The following is a 17,328-nucleotide window of genomic DNA, read 5'->3' on the forward strand; positions in this document are numbered from 1 at the left end:
TCATCCGTTCTTGTCATGCCCATCACTATGGACATGAACGCGCCGATTGAGATTCCGGCGACGTTCGAACCGTCACTACCTCTCGATGCCTCCGCCTTGAAGGAGCCACTTGATCTTGAAGGTTCGGTTCAGCGTTTTGATCCGATTGCCAGGGCCGCCAATATCGCTATGTCGATGCCGAGAGAGTGGTGCGGCAGTTACATGTCGTTCTCAAGCGGCAACAGCGTGGATGTGAAACTCACCTTTGCGAGTGTTCAGCCCATCGGCCAGATGGTTGATCTGAGAGGAAACATGCAGATCGGCGAGATCAGCACGCCGGTGCAGGGCAATCTCAATGCATCGTCGGATCAGTTGGATTTGTTGCCGCTTGCCAGCCAGCTCACGGACGACCTCGAGCCTGGTGGCAGTTACCTCGCTCTTCAGGGAATGTCCCTTTCGAGCTGGCAGGCTCCACGGCTTACCAATCGCGGCGGCAGCCTGAGCTTGGCTCCAAGCTGTCCTGGTTCAGAAGCCCCTGCTGTCAGAGCTCTCTGGTGAGCTCTTCTGCGATTCGATGAAGGAGCTGGTTGTTTGGCCTCCTGCTGCTCGTTCCAAGCGTTTGAGTCGGTTTTTTGCCGTTTTGTTCGACGGCTCAAGTGCCAGCACTTTGCGGTAAAGATCTGCTGCTTCCTCCCTGTTGAGCAAACGCTCCTGAGCAAAGGCGAGATTGTTCAGGGCCACTGGATAGTCCTGCTTGGCCTGCAGGGCAAATTTGTAATGCCGTACAGCTCCTGGAAAATCCTTCTGAGCAGCCAGGGAAAATCCCAATGCGTTCTGGATCAGAGCCCGAGCTTCCTGAGGTTCATTGTTCAGGCGTTTCACGGCCTGACGCAATGTTGCTGTGGCCTTCGGATAAAGACGTTTGCGTAATTGGACGGAGGCGAGCTCATACAGATCTCCAGCATCCTTGGAGGATCCAGCTTCGGATTGCTCAAGACGAATGAGCTCTAATTCATCACGACGAACCCGCAGAAGTTGCCGCCCTGCAATGACGGCCGCAACAGCAAGCAAGCCAATCAGTCCAAGCAGGTAGGTCTGCGGCAGGAAGGAATTCATGAAGGCTGGTTGAGCTCCCGTAAGGGGACGCTATTCAACCCTGAGTTGCATTCACCACACTGGCGAAGCTGGCGGGGTCCACCACGGCCATTTGGGCCAGCATTTTGCGGTTGATGCGCACATCAGCTTTTTTGAGACCACCGATCAAACGGCTGTAGCTCACACCGTTCATGCGAGCTGCTGCATTGATCCTGGCAATCCACAGACGGCGGAAGTCGCGCTTGCGCCGGCGCCGATCGCGGTAGGCGTTGCACAGAGCCTTCATGACCCGCTGATTGGCGGTGCGGAAGAGGGTTCCGTTACTGCCTTGGAAGCCACGAGCCAGACGGAGAATCTTGTTGCGACGCTTACGGGCGACGTTGCCTCTTTTAACGCGTGCCATGGGTCTTGAGAAAGGGAATTAAAGGAAGATGTGAATCAGCTACTGCTTGGAAAGCAGGCCGCGTCTCAGGCGTAGGGCATCATCAGGGCCACACGCTCTTCGTCGGTGCGGTCAACGACAGCTTTCGTTTTCAGGTGCCGCTTCAATTTCGGGCTTTTGTGATCCAGCAGGTGGTTGTGAAACGCGCGACGTCTCAGGAATTTGCCAGTGCCTGTTGCTTTGAACCGCTTGGCGGCTGCTTTGCGGGTCTTGAGCTTGGGCATTTCTCTGGCAGTGCGCGGCACAAACGACAAACATAGAACCTCAACCTGCCTTCAGCCAAACCCTTTGTTCAGGTTCATGCTCAGATCAGCTGTCCAGCCCGCTGTGATGCCCCGTTCCGCTCCAGTTGCAGTCTTCAGGCTTCTCCCATGGATTTGGCTTCCGGTTTGGGCGGGCCTGGGTTGTCAGGCCCAGGTCATCGAGCAGCCTTCGCCTCCTTCTGAAGCTCAAGATGAGGCTGTTGTGGTGCCGACTCATCGAAGCGTGCCATTGCCGCCCTCGGCCAGGAACTCCGTTCTCTGGGTGTCACTCGACGATCATCTCGGTGCAGGAACTCGGTCCGATCGATCGGCTGCTCAATTGACGTTGATCAGCGCGGGAGCTGCTCCACTGCGACTGCTGGATCAAGCCGGACAGCTTGTGTTGTCGACTGACAGGCTGCGCTTCAGCTGGCGACGCGTCGCTCTCCAGGAACCTCTCGATGTGGCCCGACGTGTGGCCGGACCGTTTGCGAGTTTCGAGTCAGCCGACCAAATCGCTCAGCGATGGCGTGGTCAGGGGGTGGAGGCGCAGGTGGCTCATCCAGGCGAATGGGAGGTTTGGGCTCCCGCTGAAGCGCTTGATCTTGCAGGTGTGTCCCTGCGTGAGGTCAGTCAGCGCATCAGCAGTGTTGTGATGCCCGTGCTCGAGGGGCCCGAGGGAGGACGCACCCTGCAGGGGCCTCTGCATGTGCAAGCTCCTGATGGCATGCGTTGGAACGGTGGTGTTCTGCGCGGACCGTTTCGTCTGCAGGCGGACGCCTATGGCAGCTGGACGTTGCTGGAGCAGCTTCCGCTCGAGCGTTATCTCGAGGGGGTGGTGCCCCATGAGATCGGATCGGGATCCCCAGCGGCTGCTTTGCAGGCTCAGGCTGTGCTGGCTCGCACATGGGCTTTGGCCAATAGCCATCGTTTTGCTCTGGATGGGTATCACCTCTGCAGTGACACCCAATGCCAGGTGTACAGCGATCCACGTCTGGCAAGCCCAGCCGTTCGACAGGCCATCCGTGCCACGTCCGGGGAGGTCTTGTTGTGGGATGGCCAGCCGATTCATGCGGTGTATCACGCGACCAATGGCGGCGTGAGTGCTCACGCTGAGGAGGCCTGGAACATGGAGCCACTTCCCTACGTGCAGGTTCAGGCGGATGGTGCGGCCGCTTGGGGTCAGTCGATCTCCCTGCCTCTGCGCAGCAACCAGGACGTTCAGGCTCTGTTGAACAACGGGGCTGGTGCCTATGGAGCAGGTCATCCCCGTTTTCGCTGGAGCCGTGTTTACACCGCAGGACAGCTAGCCCAGGCGCTGGCCGCTGCAGACCAGGGAGATCCTGTCCCGACATCGATCAGCGTGCAGAAGCGCGGGCCCAGCGGAAGGGTTCTCGCCCTTGAGATTGATCGGGATCGTGGAGCCAAACCCGTGGTCTTGGAACTGGATGCCATCCGGCGCACCCTTCGCCGTTTGCCCAGCACGTTGTTCGTTGTTGACGCTGAAGGGGCGGGGGTCTGGCGCTTTCAAGGCGGAGGATTTGGCCATGGAGTTGGGCTGTCTCAGGCAGGTGCGATCGATCTGGCCGATCGCGGTTGGAGTGCTCAGCGAATCCTGCAGCACTATTACCCCGGAACCCAGCTGGGGCCATTCACAGCTCCTGCTGGGTCCGCTCCTTCCAAGGCCCCCTAAAGTTCTCCATGTTTCGTCGTGGTGGGAGGGCTGTGGCCGCAGGGACTGGAGATCACCGCCGCGGCAAGACGGTCTTCTTCCTGGCGGCCTGTGGCTGGGCCAGCGCGGCGCCCCATTGGCTGGATCCATCCCGGAGTCTGATTCCTGCCTTCACTCTGGCGATGGTGCTCGGGGGCTACGCCCTGCGCACTTTGATGCGAGGCCCTGATCAGCAGAGCACGCAGAGCAAGGGCAGCGATACGGATGATTCTCCGTCCTTCTCAGCGGCCATGTCCGCGGAGCTCTTTCCAACGGTGGATGTGGTGGTTGCTGCCCGTGATGAGGAAGCGGTGGTCACTCGCCTGGTGGAGCGCCTCAGTGCCTTGCGCTACCCCGATGGACGTCTGAGTTTGTGTGTGGTGGATGACGGCAGCGAAGACCGCACTCCCGACCGTCTCGCAGAGCTTCAGGTTCGTTTCCCTTCATTGCGGGTGATCAGCCGGCCTAGGAATGCCGGCGGAGGAAAGTCGGGTGCTCTCAATGCCGCTCTGGCTCAAACCGAGGGTGAATGGCTGCTGATTCTTGATGCGGATGCCCAGCTGAGTTCGGATCAGCTGGAACGGTTGATGCCCTTCGCAACCAGCGGTGATTGGTCCGCCGTTCAGATGCGAAAAGCGGTGACGAATGCAAGCAGCAACTGGTTAACCCGTGTTCAGGCCATGGAGATGGCCTTTGATGCCCAGCTTCAGGATGGACGGCTTGCCGGTGGTGGAGTGGCTGAACTGCGCGGCAATGGTGAGCTGTTGCGCCGGGATCTGCTGGAAGCCTGCGGTGGTTTCAACGAGGACACCGTCACTGACGATCTGGATCTGAGTTTTCGTTTGATGCTTCACGGAGCTCGGATTGGCATCCTCTGGGATCCACCGGTCCAGGAGGAGGCCGTTGAGTCGCTTCAGGCACTCTGGAAGCAGCGCCAGCGTTGGGCCGAAGGAGGCTTGCAACGCTTTCTCGACTACTGGCCGGGCTTGATCTCTTCGCGTCTGACCCCTGCCCAGCGAAGGGATATGGCATGTTTCTTCCTGCTTCAGTACGCCCTTCCCGTGGTCTCCTGGGCGGATCTGTTCACGAGTGTGATCAGCCGCACCACGCCGGCTTATTGGCCTTTGTCGATCGTGGCCTTCAGCGTGTCCGGGGTTGCCTATTGGCGTGGCTGTCGACGCCCCAGCGAAGGGCCCGATTTGCCCTCGCCGGGTCTGTTCAATCTTCTGCTGGGCATCGCCTATCTCAGTCACTGGTTCCTTGTGATCCCCTGGGTCACCCTGCGCATGGCGTTTCTTCCCAAACGACTGGTCTGGGCCAAGACCACGCACAGCGGACAGGATGAGACGCTTCAGGCTTCAGAACCTGGGATTTAGTTGTTGAGGTCCACGTCCAGGACCTGACCATTGAAGAAGTCAGCGAAGCGCTTCACCTTTTCATCCATGGCGGAAGGCTCAGGGCGCACTGGCGGGAGTGTTGTTGCTTGAGCCGACACGTCGGCAGTGCCTGTCTGAACGGGTGCTGTTTGGCTGGTGGCAATCGAGGGAGCTGCAGTTGCCTGCGGCGGTTGGGCAGAAGCCGTTGCTGATGTGGGTGCTGGAGAGGCTGCATTGTTTGGCACCACAGCGGCTGATGCAGCGGGGGAAGGCAGCTGAACGCCGTTGCTGGGAGCCAGTGCAGGTGGTGGTGCCGTTGTGGATGCTGTTGGGTTCGGCATTGCTGCCATCGGAGCTGCGCCTCCATGGTTTTCGAGCACTAGCTGACGGTTGCCTCCCATGGCAGTTGCAATCGCTTTTTCCAGCAAGGTTGCTCGGCTCTGCACCATGCCCATCCAGTTCCCGGAAACCTGCACGACGGCGCGGTGGCTGTCGAGCCGGACCAGCCGGGCCTGCTGCGACAGCAGCATGCGCGTGGAGGGAAGTTCCAGACTGGCCAGGATTTGTTGCCAGAGCTCACCAAGGTCTTCGCTTGGAGCGGGAGTGGTTGCAGCTGCTTCAGCTGGGGGCTCGGATGTTGCAGCTGCCTGTGAAGGCGGCGAGTGGGTGTTGGATGTGTCGGGAAGGCTTACCGCTGGCACGGCTATTGAGGTATCGGCTGTTGAGGTGTTGGCTGTTGAGGCAACAGCTGGTGCTGGGGCAGGCGCTGGTGTTGGAGCAGCCGCAGGAGCCGCAGAGCTCACTCGAGCTGGTGCTGAGGTTGCTGCGCTTGTCGGTGCGGCTGGTTCAGCCAGCAAACCGAGCAGCAGCACCTCCAGCCAGAGCCGAGGTTGCACGCTCTGACGCAGCTGTTGTTCAGCGCCTCGAAGCTGAGCTTGCCACTGCAGCAGTCGTGTCCGGCCAATGGATTTGGCGAGGTCCGGCAGTTGATCGCGGAACTGTGGGGAGACACCGGTGAGTTCAGGTCGATTTGGAGCAGCGGCCATCAGCACGAGATCCCGCAGGATCCCTGCCATGCCCTGAAGAACGGATCCGGCATCACGGCCGCGGTCAAGCAATTGACGGCTCGCTTCCAGCAGCGTCACGGGCTCACTGGTGCTCATGGCCTTCACCAGCTCCAGCAACTCCTGCTCAGGAACCGCTCCCAGCAAATCCCATACCGCTCCGGCTTCGATCGGTCCAGGTAGAAGGCTGAGCTGATCCAGCAAGCTCTCTGCATCGCGCAGGCCCCCCTGGGCTCGTTGGGCCACCACATGCAGAGCTTCCGGTTGGATGGGAATCGACTCCTCTGAGGCGATCCATTGGAGGTGCTGCTCAAGTGCATCGAGAGGAATGCGCCGAAAGTCAAATCGCTGGCAGCGGCTGAGGATGGTGGGCAGAACCCTCTGTGGGTCGGTTGTGGCCAGCACGAACACCACCTGTGGAGGTGGTTCCTCCAGGGTCTTGAGCAGCGCATTGAAGGCTGCGGTGGAGAGCATGTGGCACTCGTCAACCACATAAACCTTCCAGCGCGCCTGCACTGGAGCGAACCTTGAGCGCTCGATCAGGTCGCGGATGTTGTCGACGCCGGTGTTGGAGGCGGCATCAATCTCGATGACATCCAGTGCTGTGCCTGAGGCGATCGTGTTGCACAGTTCGCAGTTGCCACAGGGTTCCGGCGTCGGACCGTCGTTGCTGAGGCAGTTGAGTGATCGGGCCAGGATGCGAGCGCTGGACGTTTTACCCGTTCCGCGGGGTCCGCTGAAGAGATAGGCCGGGGCAATGCGTCCGGTGCGCAGTGCATGCCCAAGGGTGGCCGCAATCGCTTCCTGGCCCACCAGCTGATCAAGCCGTTGGGGCCGGTACTTGTGATGCAGTGGCTGGTACGGCTGGCTCATGCACTGCCGGCAGGATTCTGAGGCTACCGAGGTTCAGGTCGTGAGACTGTGTTTTCTGCTGGAGAGGTCTCATCCAGCAGTGAATGCAGCTTGTCTTCCATGTCTTCAACGGCTGCGAGTTCATCGGCGATGCTCCGGCCTGTGAGCAACAGCTGCTGACTGCGTCGATTCACGCGTTCATCAGCCCCCTGACAAGGCATGCCTTGCATCCAGGTCTCCGCCTGTTCCAGGGTGCTGTCCAGTTTCTGCATCAGTCGGATTCGCAGTTTCTGAAGTTGTTCCAGAGCTCGCCTGGCACGTTGGCGAGACTGTTCATCGATGACTCCCTTGCGCAGCAGCACACCCAGGCCGGTGAGCAGGGCCGCAGGCATCAGCTGGCCGAGTGCCAGTGCACCGAGGCTGCCTGTATGGAGCCAGTCCTCCACCTGACCGCTCCGATGCCGCCCTGTTTTGCACCAGTTGGCGAAGTGCTCGCAATTGTTGAACAGCAGGTTGTAGTTCTGTTCGCCAACCCTGCTCATGGCCCTTCTCAGGGTCACCCCCGCCGGTGATGCCTGTTCATGGCTGACCATGCTCACCTCTTGCCCCCTGCTGAACTCTTCGAGGGAGCTGCGCAGGATTTCCCGACCTTCCAGGTAATGGGCGACCGAGCCATCGCCCAGATCGATCCCGTGGTGCAGGAACAAACCGTGCTGACGAGGAACCCTTAGATGGTCGGCGGTGGCCATGGCCTTGATCGTGGGCAGACCTGAGTCTCTCGCGAAGTTCCTGTTCAGACAGGCTCAGAGAGTGGGGGTCTACCGAACCGCAGGGGTTGGTCCGATCAGGCTGATTCCTGCTGGCGATCCTTGCCGGGCAGCGACACCACCTTGCCACCTGTGTGCTCCTCCACCATGGCACGGGTGATTGTGAAGTCCGGCACGTTTTTGCGAGAGGGGAGCTCGTACATGAGGTCGAGCATCAGCTCTTCAACAATGCCGCGCAAGGCTCTAGCACCGGTCTTGCGTCGATGCGCCTCCTGAGCGATGGCTTCGATGGCTCCTGCTTCGAAGTCAAGTTTCACGTTGTCCATGCTCAGCAGCGTTCTGAACTGCTTGACCAAGGCATCCCTGGGCTCGGTGAGGATGGATTCCAGGGCATGTTCGTCGAGTGGATCGAGAACAGCACTCACCGGCATGCGACCGATGAACTCAGGAATCAGTCCGTACTTCACCAGGTCATCGGGCTCGAGGTGACGCAGCACCTGGGAAGCCTGAAGATCGCGTGTGGCCTTGCCGCGACCGCGTCCGTCACTGGGCACGAAGCCAATGGCGTTTCGACCCATGCGTTTCTGCACCACATCGTCTAACCCCACGAACGCACCGCCACAGATGAACAGGATCTGGCTGGTGTCGATCTGGATGCAGTCCTGATAGGGATGTTTGCGACCCCCCTGCGGCGGGACATTGGCGACGGTGCCTTCCAGCATCTTGAGCAGTGCCTGTTGCACCCCTTCACCGGAAACATCCCTGGTGATCGATGGGTTTTCGCTCTTGCGAGCGATCTTGTCGATTTCGTCGATGTAAATGATCCCCCGTTGAGCGAGATCCACATCCATGTCGGCCTTCTGCAGCAGCCTCAGCAGAATGTTTTCCACGTCTTCGCCCACGTAGCCCGCTTCCGTGAGGGTGGTGGCGTCGGCCACGGCGAAGGGCACATCCAGCATCTCCGCCAGGGTTTGGGCAAGCAGCGTCTTGCCACACCCCGTGGGGCCGATCAGAAGAATGTTGGATTTGTGCAGCCTGGTGGCTGTCTGTTCCGTTTCCCCTTTGCCGTCGCCCTGCCAGGCCAGGCGTTTGTAGTGGTTGTAAACCGCCACCGACATCACTTTCTTGGCAGCGTCCTGTCCCACGACCTGCTGGTCAAGGAAACCCTTGATCTCCTGTGGTTTGGGAATGGAGGCGAGGGTCGGGGCAGGCTTTGTGGTCTTGCGCGTCTGGTTTGAGCCGCTCTTGCGCGTCGGCTCACTGCCTTGCCGGGCACCACCCTGCGCGTCGATCAGTTCCTCGTCCAGGATCTCGTTGCAGAGATCAATGCACTCATCACAGATGTAGACCCCTGGTCCGGCAATCAGCTTGCGCACTTGCTCCTGGGACTTTCCGCAGAAGGAGCACTTCAGATGGGCGTCGAACTTGGCCATCGGGCGCTTCGCAGGTCAGTCGGAACACAGAGCAGGATCGGAACGATCTCAACCCAGATACTGAGGATCGCGACAGAACGGGCTGGTGTCAGCCCTCCGTAACGATTTCTCCGTCTCCTAAACTGTCAACAACCCGATCGATCAAGCCGTAATCAACGGCTTCAGCGGGAGACATGAAGTTATCCCGGTCCGTATCTTCGGCAATCTTGTCCAAGGGCTGGCCGGTGTGATCGGCCATCAGACCGTTGAGAGTTTCCTTGAGGAACAGGATTTCTTTGGCTTGGATTTCGATATCAACAGCCTGGCCTTGAGCGCCACCAAGGGGTTGGTGAATCATGATCCGTGCGTTGGGAAGCGCTAGTCGCTTGCCTTTGGCACCTCCAGACAGCAGGAACGCTCCCATGGAGGCTGCCAAGCCGTAGCAGATGGTGACGATGTCAGGAGCCACCTGCTGCATGGTGTCGTAGATCGCCAGACCTGCAGTCACAGAGCCGCCTGGGGAGTTGATGTAGATCTGAATGTCTTTCTCGGGATCTTCCGCTTCGAGGAACAGCAGCTGAGCCACAAGGGCGTCCGCCACTTGATCATCAACACCGGTGCCAAGAAAGATAATCCGCTCGCGCAACAGTCTGGAATAAATGTCGAAGGCGCGGTCACCTCGACCGGACTGTTCAACCACCGTGGGCAGCACCCCAGGAGCTGCCTGAGGATGCTGCGAGACAGGTTGAATCCCCTGCCAGCGGTTCTGAATTGGATGGTGACTGCGGACGTCGATCACTCGGCGGCTGGCGGGCTTTGCATGCAATCTATGGCTGTAGATCAGGCTTCGGCGTCATCACTGTCCTTCTTGGCGCTTTTCGCCTTGGTGGTTTTTTTCTTTTCAGCGGGTTTTCCACTCTTGGCCGCGGCCTTCTTCGCTGTTCCCTTGCTCTCTTTGCCTAAGTCTTCAGGTGCTTTGTCGGTGACGGTGCTGTTGTCTTCCAGCCAACCCAGGAGTTTCTCCTGAAGCAGATCGTCCAACACGGCCTGACGAAGACGTTCGGGGTCGATGTCGCGTTCGCCGGCGAGTTGCTGCTTCACATCCTCGAGCTTGGCGTCAATTTCACCGTCTTCGACTGTGAGTTTTTCACTCTCGGCCAGTGCTGTTAAGGCGAGACTTCGGCGCAGGCGCTCCTCCGCTTCAGGGCGTGATGAGTCCATCAGGTTGCGGACCAGTTCGGGAGTGAACAGAGATTTCACATCCATGCCCTGCTGGGCAAATTGTCCAGCGGTCTGTTCCACCAGATTGCGAACCTCCTGCTGGATCAGGCTTTCGGGAAGCTCAACCTCGAGCTGTTCCACGAGTGCGGCCAGCAAGGCGTCATGTCGGTTGCTGCGTGCGCGGCGCTCGGCGTCATCCTTCAGACGCTTTTCAAGGTCGCTGCGCAGATCAGCCAGAGACTCCTGTTCGCTGGCCTGCTTGGCGAAGTCATCGTTCAGTTCAGGTAGCTCGCGGGTCTTGAGGTCTTTCAGTTCGATCTCAAAGTTGGCCTTGCGACCGCGTGCATCCTCCTTGGGATAGTCGTCGGGGAATGTGCACTCAACGGTTTTGCTGTCGCCGACCGCCATGCCCACCACGCCTTCAATGAAGCCAGGGATCATGCGGCCGTGCTCGAGGTCCACATCCATGGAATCGGCGCTGCCGCCCTCGATCTCACTGCCGTCGTCGCTGTAGCTGCCTTTGAATCCCACAACAGCGATATCTCCCTTTTCTGCCTTGCGTCCTTCCACGGGAACCACGGTGGCCAGCTGGCGGCGTGAGTCCTCGAGCATTTCGTCCACGCGGGCCGGGTCGTAGCTGACGCTCTCCGCTTCGGCCTTCAGACCCTTTGTGCTCTTCAGCTTTGGTGTGGGAGCTACATCGGTTTCCAGCGTCACTGTGATGCCTTCACCCGGCTTGAAACTCTCCAGCAGTTCATCGAAGCCGCCGCTCAGTTCAGGCTGGCCGAGAGCTTCGATGGTTTCCTGTTCGAGGGCATCGCGCCAAACGCTGTCGACCAACGTTTCCAGCGCTGTGGCACGGATCCGCAAAGCTCCGAGCTGCTGCACCAGCACGGTGCGGGGAATCTTGCCTTTGCGGAACCCTGGCAGATTGACACTGCGGCTCAGTCGTTTGATCGCTTCCTCGTAACTGGCTTCACAGCGTTCCGCAGGAACAGCGACCTCCACGGCCAGTCTGCTACCGGGACGGGAGGAGGTGGAAACCTTCAGGCTGGCGGCACTCATCGGCTGGGTCGCAGGTACAAGCAGCCCAACACATTAATTAAGTGCCTGACCATCACCCCCGCGTAAGCTGCTTTGTAGGAAAAGCCACACCCTGGCTTCAAGTGTTCAGGGTCGTTGCAGCCGGTGGTTGCACCACCTGCCCGTCAGTCTCTGTGTCCCCGTCCGTTTGACCCCCGTTAACTCGTTACCGAATCGACCTCTAACGGTGGCCGTCCTTGGTGCCAGTGGTGCGGTGGGCCAGGAACTGCTTCAGCTGCTTCAGGAACGCAACTTTCCGGTTGCTGAGCTGCGTCTGCTGGCCTCTGCCCGTTCCGCTGGGCAGGTTTGTTCTTGGAATGGACAGACGATCACGGTTCAGGAAGTCTGCGAGTCCTCGTTTCAGGGCGTCGATCTGGTGCTCGCATCCGCTGGCGGTTCGGTGTCGCGCCAATGGCGTGAAGCGATTGTTTCCGCTGGTGCCGTGATGGTGGATAACTCCAGTGCCTTCCGCATGGAAGACGGCGTGCCTCTGGTGGTTCCTGAGGTGAATCCGCAGGCTGCTGCTGAGCACAACGGTGTGATCGCCAATCCCAACTGCACCACGATCCTGCTCACGCTGGCTCTGGCCCCTCTGGCTGCGAAGCGTGCGATGCACAGGGTGGTCGTCAGCACCTATCAGTCAGCGAGTGGTGCTGGGGCCCGGGCCATGGAGGAACTGAAGGATCTCTCCCGTGTGGTGCTGGATGGCGGCACGCCCAACAGTGAGGTTCTCCCCCACTCATTGGCTTTCAACCTTTTTCTGCACAACTCACCATTGCAGTCCAACAGTTATTGCGAAGAAGAAATGAAGATGGTCCATGAAACCCGCAAGATCATGGGTTTGCCGCAGCTTCGCTTCACGGCGACGTGTGTACGGGTGCCGGTTCTGCGCGCCCATTCAGAAGCAGTCAATGTGGAATTCGCTGAGCCTTTTCCCGTGACGGAAGCCCGCCAGCTGCTTGCCGCTGCCCCCGGGGTGGAACTGCTCGAGGACCCTGCCAGCAATCGCTTTCCCATGCCGACGGACGTGACTGGCCGTGATCCGGTGGTTGTGGGGAGGATTCGACAGGACATCAGTGAAGAGAACGCACTTGAGTTCTGGCTGTGTGGAGATCAGATCCGCAAAGGTGCGGCTCTCAATGCCATCCAGATCGCTGAACTGCTGTTGCCCGCCGCCTGAACGCCATGAGCACTGCTGCAGAACTCTCTCCCACCCCTTTTGGCCGTTTGGTGACAGCCATGGTCACCCCTTTCGATGCAGAGGGCGGTGTGGATCTGGCGCTCGCCGGTCGTCTGGCACGTCACCTGGTGGATGAGGGATCGGAAGCTCTAGTGGTGTGCGGCACCACAGGAGAATCCCCCACGCTCAGCTGGAGCGAGCAACTGAAGATGTTCGAGGCAGTGCGGCAGGCCGTGGGCCCTGGCGTGCATGTGCTTGCGGGAACTGGCAGTAATTGCACCCGTGAGGCGGTTGAGGCCACGCGTGAGGCAGCGGCAGCCGGTGCCGATGGTGCATTGGTGGTGGTGCCCTACTACAACAAGCCCCCTCAAGACGGGATGGAAGCCCATTTCCGTGCCATTGCGGAAGCTGCGTCTGACCTGCCGTTGATGCTCTACAACATTCCCGGTAGGACAGGTTCCAACATGCAGCCGGCCTCAGTTGCCAGGCTGATGAATTGCGCCAATGTCGTGAGCTTCAAGGCTGCCAGCGGAACCACGGAAGAAGTCTCCCAGCTCCGTCAGGCCTGTGGTCATCGCCTGGCGATCTACAGCGGTGACGACGCTCTCACCCTGCCAATGCTCTCGGTTGGCGCCGTGGGCGTTGTCAGTGTGGCCAGCCATGTGGTGGGGCGCCGACTGCGCAACATGATTGAGGCCTATCTGGCTGGTCAGAACGCGGTTGCCCTTTCGCAGCATGAGCAGTTACTGCCACTGTTCAAGGCCCTGTTCGCCACCACCAATCCCATTCCGGTGAAGGCCGCTCTGGAGTTGAGTGGCTGGCCGGTGGGTGCTCCCCGACTTCCCCTCGTTCCGCTGGAGCCCGCCATGCGCGCTGCCCTCTCCGAAGCCCTCGATGCCCTGCGTCAGACCTGACGCCAAGGCTGCTGACAGCGCTGATGTGCGCCTCCCTGATTGATTTTTTCCATACGCAAGCGACCCCATGACCGTCACAACTGCCCAAACCAAGCAACCCACCCTGAGAGTGATTCCTCTTGGAGGACTGCATGAAATCGGCAAGAACACCTGCGTTTTTGAATATGGCGATGACCTGATGCTGGTTGACGCCGGCCTTGCTTTCCCCAGCGATGGCATGCACGGCGTGAACGTGGTTCTGCCCGATACCAGCTTTTTGCGAGAAAACCAGAAGCGCATCCGCGGCATGATCGTTACCCATGGTCATGAAGACCACATCGGTGGCATCGCTCACCATCTCAAGCACTTCAACATCCCTGTGATCTACGGGCCGCGACTGGCTCTCTCGATGCTCACCGGAAAGATGGATGAGGCGGGCGTCGCCGATCGCACCACCTTGCAGACCGTCGGACCTCGCGACGTGGTGAAGGTGGGTCAGCACTTCTCAGTGGAGTTCATCCGCAACACCCACTCGATGGCCGACAGCTTTTCGCTGGCCATTTCCACACCGGTGGGAACCATCATTTTCACGGGTGACTTCAAGTTCGATCACACCCCTGTCGACGGCGAGCACTTCGATCTGGCTCGGCTGGCTCACCACGGCGACAAGGGAGTTCTCTGCCTGTTCAGCGATTCCACCAATGCCGAGGTGCCGGGTTTCTGTCCTCCCGAGCGGTCGGTGTTCTCCAACCTTGACCGTCACATCGCCGAGGCCGAGGGGCGTGTCATCGTCACCACCTTTGCCAGTTCCATTCATCGTGTGTCGATGATCCTTGAGCTTGCTCTCAAGAACGGCCGCAAGGTTGGCTTGCTGGGTCGTTCCATGCTCAACGTGATCGCCAAGGCCCGTGAGCTGGGCTACATGCGTGCTCCGGATGAGCTGTTTGTGCCGATCAAGCAGATCAACAATGTCTCCGATCGTGAAACCCTGTTGCTGATGACCGGCAGTCAGGGTGAGCCCCTTGCCGCACTGAGTCGCATCTCCCGCGGCGAACACCCGCAGGTGAGAGTCAAGAGCTCTGACACGATCATCTTCTCCGCGAGCCCGATTCCCGGAAACACCATTTCTGTGGTGAACACGATCGACCGACTGATGATGCTGGGCGCCAAGGTCGTGTACGGCAAGGGAGAGGGCATTCATGTCTCTGGCCATGGCTTCCAGGAGGACCAGAAGCTGATGCTGGCTCTCACGCGTCCGAAGTTTTTTGTGCCCGTGCACGGTGAGCACCGCATGTTGGTCCGTCATGCCAGGACCGGTCATTCCATGGGCGTTCCTGAGGACAACACGCTGATCATTGATAACGGCGATGTTGTTGAGCTCACCGCAGACTCAATCACCAAGTCGGACCCTGTGAAGGCTGGTATCGAGCTGCTCGATCAGTCGCGCAACGGCATTGTTGATGCCCGCGTGCTGAAGGAACGTCAGCAACTGGCAGAAGATGGCATCGTCACGATCCTTGCTGCGATCAGTACCGATGGCGCCATGGTGGCTCCACCTCGCGTAAATCTTCGCGGTGTCGTCACCACTGCCGATGCCCGCAAGATGTCGCTTTGGACGGAACGCGAAATCAAGTGGGTGCTTGAGAATCGCTGGAAGCAGCTCACCCGCAACACAGGTGGCAAGGCCCCGGATGTCGACTGGATGGGTGTGCAGCGGGAGGTGGAGGTCGGTCTCAGTCGTCGCATGCGCCGTGAACTTCAGGTGGAGCCTTTGATCCTCTGTTTGGTGCAGCCGGCACCAGCAGGAACACCTGTTTACAAAGGCCGTGCGGACACTGAGCCCGATGACCGTCCAGCGCCCCGTGGACGTGGTGGTCGCCATGGCGGTGGTCATGGCGCTGGTCGGCACGGTGGTGGGGGCCGAGATCGCAACCGCGAAGGCACTCCAGCGCGGGTGATCACGACATCTCGCTCAGCTGCTGTTGAGGCCAAGTCGGCTCCAGTGAAGGAACCTGTGGCCGCAGCTTCGCCAGCCCCCACGCCCTCCAAGGAGCCTGCGCCTGTTGCACCCGCATCTGCAGCGCCAGCCGTCGATCAAGACATGCCCGCTGGCCGTACCCGCCGTCGCCGCTCAGCTGCGGCGTAAGGCTTTTTGTAGCCACGACCATCGGCTAGGAGCCTGGCTGCTGTCCGAGTTGTCCTCGGATGGCGGTAAGGCTGTTGCTGGCAGTTCCACCACAATCCTGCCTTCCCTTAAACGATTCCGGATTGTGTCGCTGATTTCCGGGTCGGCTTTGGTCTTGGGTGCTGGGGTTACGGCTTGAGTCGTTGTCTCCTGGCCGAGTTCACCGCCTGGTTCAGGTTCGGATCCAGGCTCAGGTTCCTGTTCACTGATCGGCTGAGGTTCAGTTTCGGGCTCAGGCTCAGTTACAGCATTGATCTCGATGGAGAGAGTTTGGTCATGACCGTCGTCTGATTGTTCGTCGTTGTTGAGCCAGGGCATCGCGGTTGTGACGACGCTCGGCTCCACTGAGTCCACCGCCGGGGATGCCGCGTTGATAAAAGGGTCAGCCACTAAGGCAAGGGAGCCCTTGGTTGCCAGAGACTCCTTGAATCGATCCTCGGCTGGATCAGTCGCCTGCGTGGATCTGGTCACCGACTCACGACCGCTCCTGATCCGTTCCAGTCCCTGTTCCGCGAGTTCCCGCAGTGTGTCCTGTGGGTGACTGTCCAGCACCAGCTGGTAATGCCTTTCAGCTTGATCAGGGGCTTGAAAGCCGTAGAGGTCAATGTGGCCCGCGAGTAAAGCCACGAAGGCTCGCCAAGCCAGCACTGCATCCCGTTCAGCACCCTTGTCCGGGATTGGCTCCAGCTGATTGAGCAGTTCAACAGTGATGGATTGCGCAGTTTCAAAGTCACCAGCGCCGTAGGCCTGTTCAGCGGCGAGATAGTTGCTTTGGAAGTCGCCGTCCAAGTGAGTTCAGTTCCTGTCTTCCAGTTGTACCCAGTCCCGGCACCAGTGGAGTCGCTTTCGACCGGTCAGATGACGCTCACCAGGTGGTTGGCTTGGACCGATGGCAGTGCTCAGTTCTTCAAGCTGCCTGGCCGAGAGTGCTGGCATGCCTTGGGCCTGCAGCCATCCATGCAAGAGCAGTCGTCGTGCTGAACCGGGCAGTTGTTGCAGTGGCGATCGTTGTAAGGCGCCGTCCTGTCGTTTCAGGTTGTCCAGACTCAGCGTCACCAGTGCGCTCTGGGTGTCCTGCAGCTGGGACACTCGCTCGCTCAGTTCAGCCATGCGTCTGCTGCAGCCGGGGTGCAGAGCCTCCAGAACCGGTAAGACCTCCTGACGGATGCGGTTGCGATCGAAACGTGAATCGCTGTTGCTCGGGTCTGTCCAGATCGGTAGTTGCAGGTCCTGGCAGATGGCGGCGGTTTCGTCACGGCTGAACTGCAGCAGTGGACGCACCAGGCGAATGTCTTCTGTCGCTGCGGCATTGAGGGGGCGCTGCCAACGCAGGTTGCCCATCCCGGCCAGATCCGTTCCTCGGCTGAGTTGCATCAGCAGTGATTCGGCTCTGTCGCTGGCGGTGTGTCCGGTCACGACCGTGCGGCAAGGGTTGGCAGGGCTGTTGAGGTTGAGTTGCTCACAGGCCTGATGCAGTTCGGTGTAACGCCATGCACGGGCTTTAGCTTCGCTGCCGGTGGTGCTGAAGCTGCTGGTGCTGATCAGCAGGGGCAGCTGTTGCGTCTGGCACCAGTTGTCCAAATCGCTGGCAATGCGGGCGGACTCTGGATGCCAGCCGTGGTCTCCATGCCAGAGCTGGAGAGTCCAGTGATGTCGATCAGACAAATCCCTCAGCAGCCCCAGCAGAGCCATCGAGTCCTGACCGCCGGAAACCGCCAGCAACAGTGTTGTCCCTTTGGGCAGCAGCTGGGGATTCTGTAGAAGTTGGCGGTGCAGTCTGTCGTGCCAGTTCAGCCAAGGCTCGCCGGCTCTCATCGCACTGGGTG

16 protein-coding genes are annotated in these 17,328 nt (G+C 59.8%); 6 read left to right on the forward strand and 10 right to left on the reverse strand.

Features of this window, described 5'->3' with window-relative positions; all coding sequences use genetic code 11:
* Positions 1 to 15 precede the first annotated feature (15 nt).
* Complete coding sequence (locus SynMITS9220_RS00270; protein WP_186989903.1) at positions 16 to 537, forward strand: hypothetical protein; 522 nt, start codon at positions 16 to 18, stop codon at positions 535 to 537.
* Here SynMITS9220_RS00270 and SynMITS9220_RS00275 read toward each other — a convergent pair.
* From SynMITS9220_RS00275 to rpmI, 3 genes are all read right to left on the reverse strand, one after another.
* A complete protein-coding gene (locus tag SynMITS9220_RS00275; RefSeq protein ID WP_186989905.1) occupies positions 505 to 1,095 on the reverse strand; it encodes a hypothetical protein in 591 nt (196 codons plus the stop codon). The two genes, SynMITS9220_RS00270 and SynMITS9220_RS00275, sit on opposite strands and share 33 nt — an antisense overlap.
* Positions 1,096 to 1,129: 34 nt before the next feature.
* Entirely contained in the window at positions 1,130 to 1,477 is a 348-nt protein-coding gene (gene rplT / locus SynMITS9220_RS00280; RefSeq protein WP_186989908.1) for a 50S ribosomal protein L20, read from the reverse strand.
* Between the two features lie 65 nt (positions 1,478 to 1,542).
* The gene (rpmI, locus tag SynMITS9220_RS00285; protein WP_066908876.1) at positions 1,543 to 1,740 is read right to left on the reverse strand and encodes a 50S ribosomal protein L35; all 198 of its coding nucleotides are present in this window, start codon (positions 1,738 to 1,740) and stop codon (positions 1,543 to 1,545) included.
* Between the two features lie 106 nt (positions 1,741 to 1,846).
* Between rpmI and SynMITS9220_RS00290 the strand changes: the two genes are divergently transcribed.
* On the forward strand, positions 1,847 to 3,451 hold the full coding sequence (locus SynMITS9220_RS00290) for a SpoIID/LytB domain-containing protein (RefSeq protein ID WP_186989910.1): 1,605 nt from the start codon (positions 1,847 to 1,849) through the stop codon (positions 3,449 to 3,451).
* 8 nt (positions 3,452 to 3,459) lie between these two features.
* Positions 3,460 to 4,845, forward strand: coding sequence for a glycosyltransferase family 2 protein (locus SynMITS9220_RS00295; RefSeq protein WP_186989912.1), 1,386 nt, complete (start codon positions 3,460 to 3,462; stop codon positions 4,843 to 4,845).
* Here the strand turns inward: SynMITS9220_RS00295 and SynMITS9220_RS00300 are convergent.
* The 5 genes from SynMITS9220_RS00300 to tig all read right to left on the reverse strand — a co-directional run bounded on the left by SynMITS9220_RS00300 (position 4,842) and on the right by tig (position 11,226).
* Entirely contained in the window at positions 4,842 to 6,782 is a 1,941-nt protein-coding gene (locus SynMITS9220_RS00300) for a DNA polymerase III subunit gamma/tau (protein ID WP_186989914.1), read from the reverse strand. The two genes, SynMITS9220_RS00295 and SynMITS9220_RS00300, sit on opposite strands and share 4 nt — an antisense overlap.
* 23 nt (positions 6,783 to 6,805) lie before the next feature.
* Complete coding sequence (locus SynMITS9220_RS00305) at positions 6,806 to 7,510, reverse strand: lecithin retinol acyltransferase family protein (protein WP_186989916.1); 705 nt, start codon at positions 7,508 to 7,510, stop codon at positions 6,806 to 6,808.
* Positions 7,511 to 7,605: 95 nt separating this feature from the next.
* Entirely contained in the window at positions 7,606 to 8,961 is a 1,356-nt protein-coding gene (clpX, locus tag SynMITS9220_RS00310) for an ATP-dependent protease ATP-binding subunit ClpX (protein ID WP_067093393.1), read from the reverse strand.
* A gap of 88 nt (positions 8,962 to 9,049) precedes the next feature.
* The gene (gene clpP, locus SynMITS9220_RS00315) at positions 9,050 to 9,739 is read right to left on the reverse strand and encodes an ATP-dependent Clp endopeptidase proteolytic subunit ClpP (protein ID WP_186991668.1); all 690 of its coding nucleotides are present in this window, start codon (positions 9,737 to 9,739) and stop codon (positions 9,050 to 9,052) included.
* 41 nt (positions 9,740 to 9,780) lie between these two features.
* Positions 9,781 to 11,226, reverse strand: coding sequence for a trigger factor (gene tig, locus SynMITS9220_RS00320; RefSeq protein ID WP_186989919.1), 1,446 nt, complete (start codon positions 11,224 to 11,226; stop codon positions 9,781 to 9,783).
* A 205-nt stretch (positions 11,227 to 11,431) separates the two neighbouring features.
* Here tig and SynMITS9220_RS00325 point away from each other — a divergent pair, with 205 nt between their 5' ends.
* The 3 genes from SynMITS9220_RS00325 to SynMITS9220_RS00335 all read left to right on the forward strand — a co-directional run bounded on the left by SynMITS9220_RS00325 (position 11,432) and on the right by SynMITS9220_RS00335 (position 15,463).
* The gene (locus SynMITS9220_RS00325) at positions 11,432 to 12,424 is read left to right on the forward strand and encodes an aspartate-semialdehyde dehydrogenase (protein ID WP_370594350.1); all 993 of its coding nucleotides are present in this window, start codon (positions 11,432 to 11,434) and stop codon (positions 12,422 to 12,424) included.
* Between the two features lie 5 nt (positions 12,425 to 12,429).
* The gene (gene dapA, locus SynMITS9220_RS00330) at positions 12,430 to 13,338 is read left to right on the forward strand and encodes a 4-hydroxy-tetrahydrodipicolinate synthase (RefSeq protein WP_115125923.1); all 909 of its coding nucleotides are present in this window, start codon (positions 12,430 to 12,432) and stop codon (positions 13,336 to 13,338) included.
* A gap of 67 nt (positions 13,339 to 13,405) precedes the next feature.
* Positions 13,406 to 15,463 carry a ribonuclease J gene (locus SynMITS9220_RS00335; RefSeq protein WP_186989924.1) on the forward strand — a complete coding sequence of 686 codons (2,058 nt, stop codon included), beginning with the start codon at positions 13,406 to 13,408 and terminating at the stop codon, positions 15,461 to 15,463.
* Here the strand turns inward: SynMITS9220_RS00335 and SynMITS9220_RS00340 are convergent.
* Positions 15,449 to 16,291, reverse strand: a complete 843-nt coding sequence (locus SynMITS9220_RS00340; protein WP_186989926.1) for a hypothetical protein — start codon at positions 16,289 to 16,291, stop codon at positions 15,449 to 15,451. The genes SynMITS9220_RS00335 and SynMITS9220_RS00340 overlap by 15 nt on opposite strands.
* A gap of 6 nt (positions 16,292 to 16,297) precedes the next feature.
* Positions 16,298 to 17,317, reverse strand: a complete 1,020-nt coding sequence (gene tilS, locus SynMITS9220_RS00345; protein WP_186989928.1) for a tRNA lysidine(34) synthetase TilS — start codon at positions 17,315 to 17,317, stop codon at positions 16,298 to 16,300.
* Positions 17,318 to 17,328 lie beyond the last annotated feature (11 nt).

Origin of the sequence: Synechococcus sp. MIT S9220, from assembly GCF_014304815.1 — a bacterium.
Lineage (GTDB): Bacteria > Cyanobacteriota > Cyanobacteriia > PCC-6307 > Cyanobiaceae > Synechococcus_C.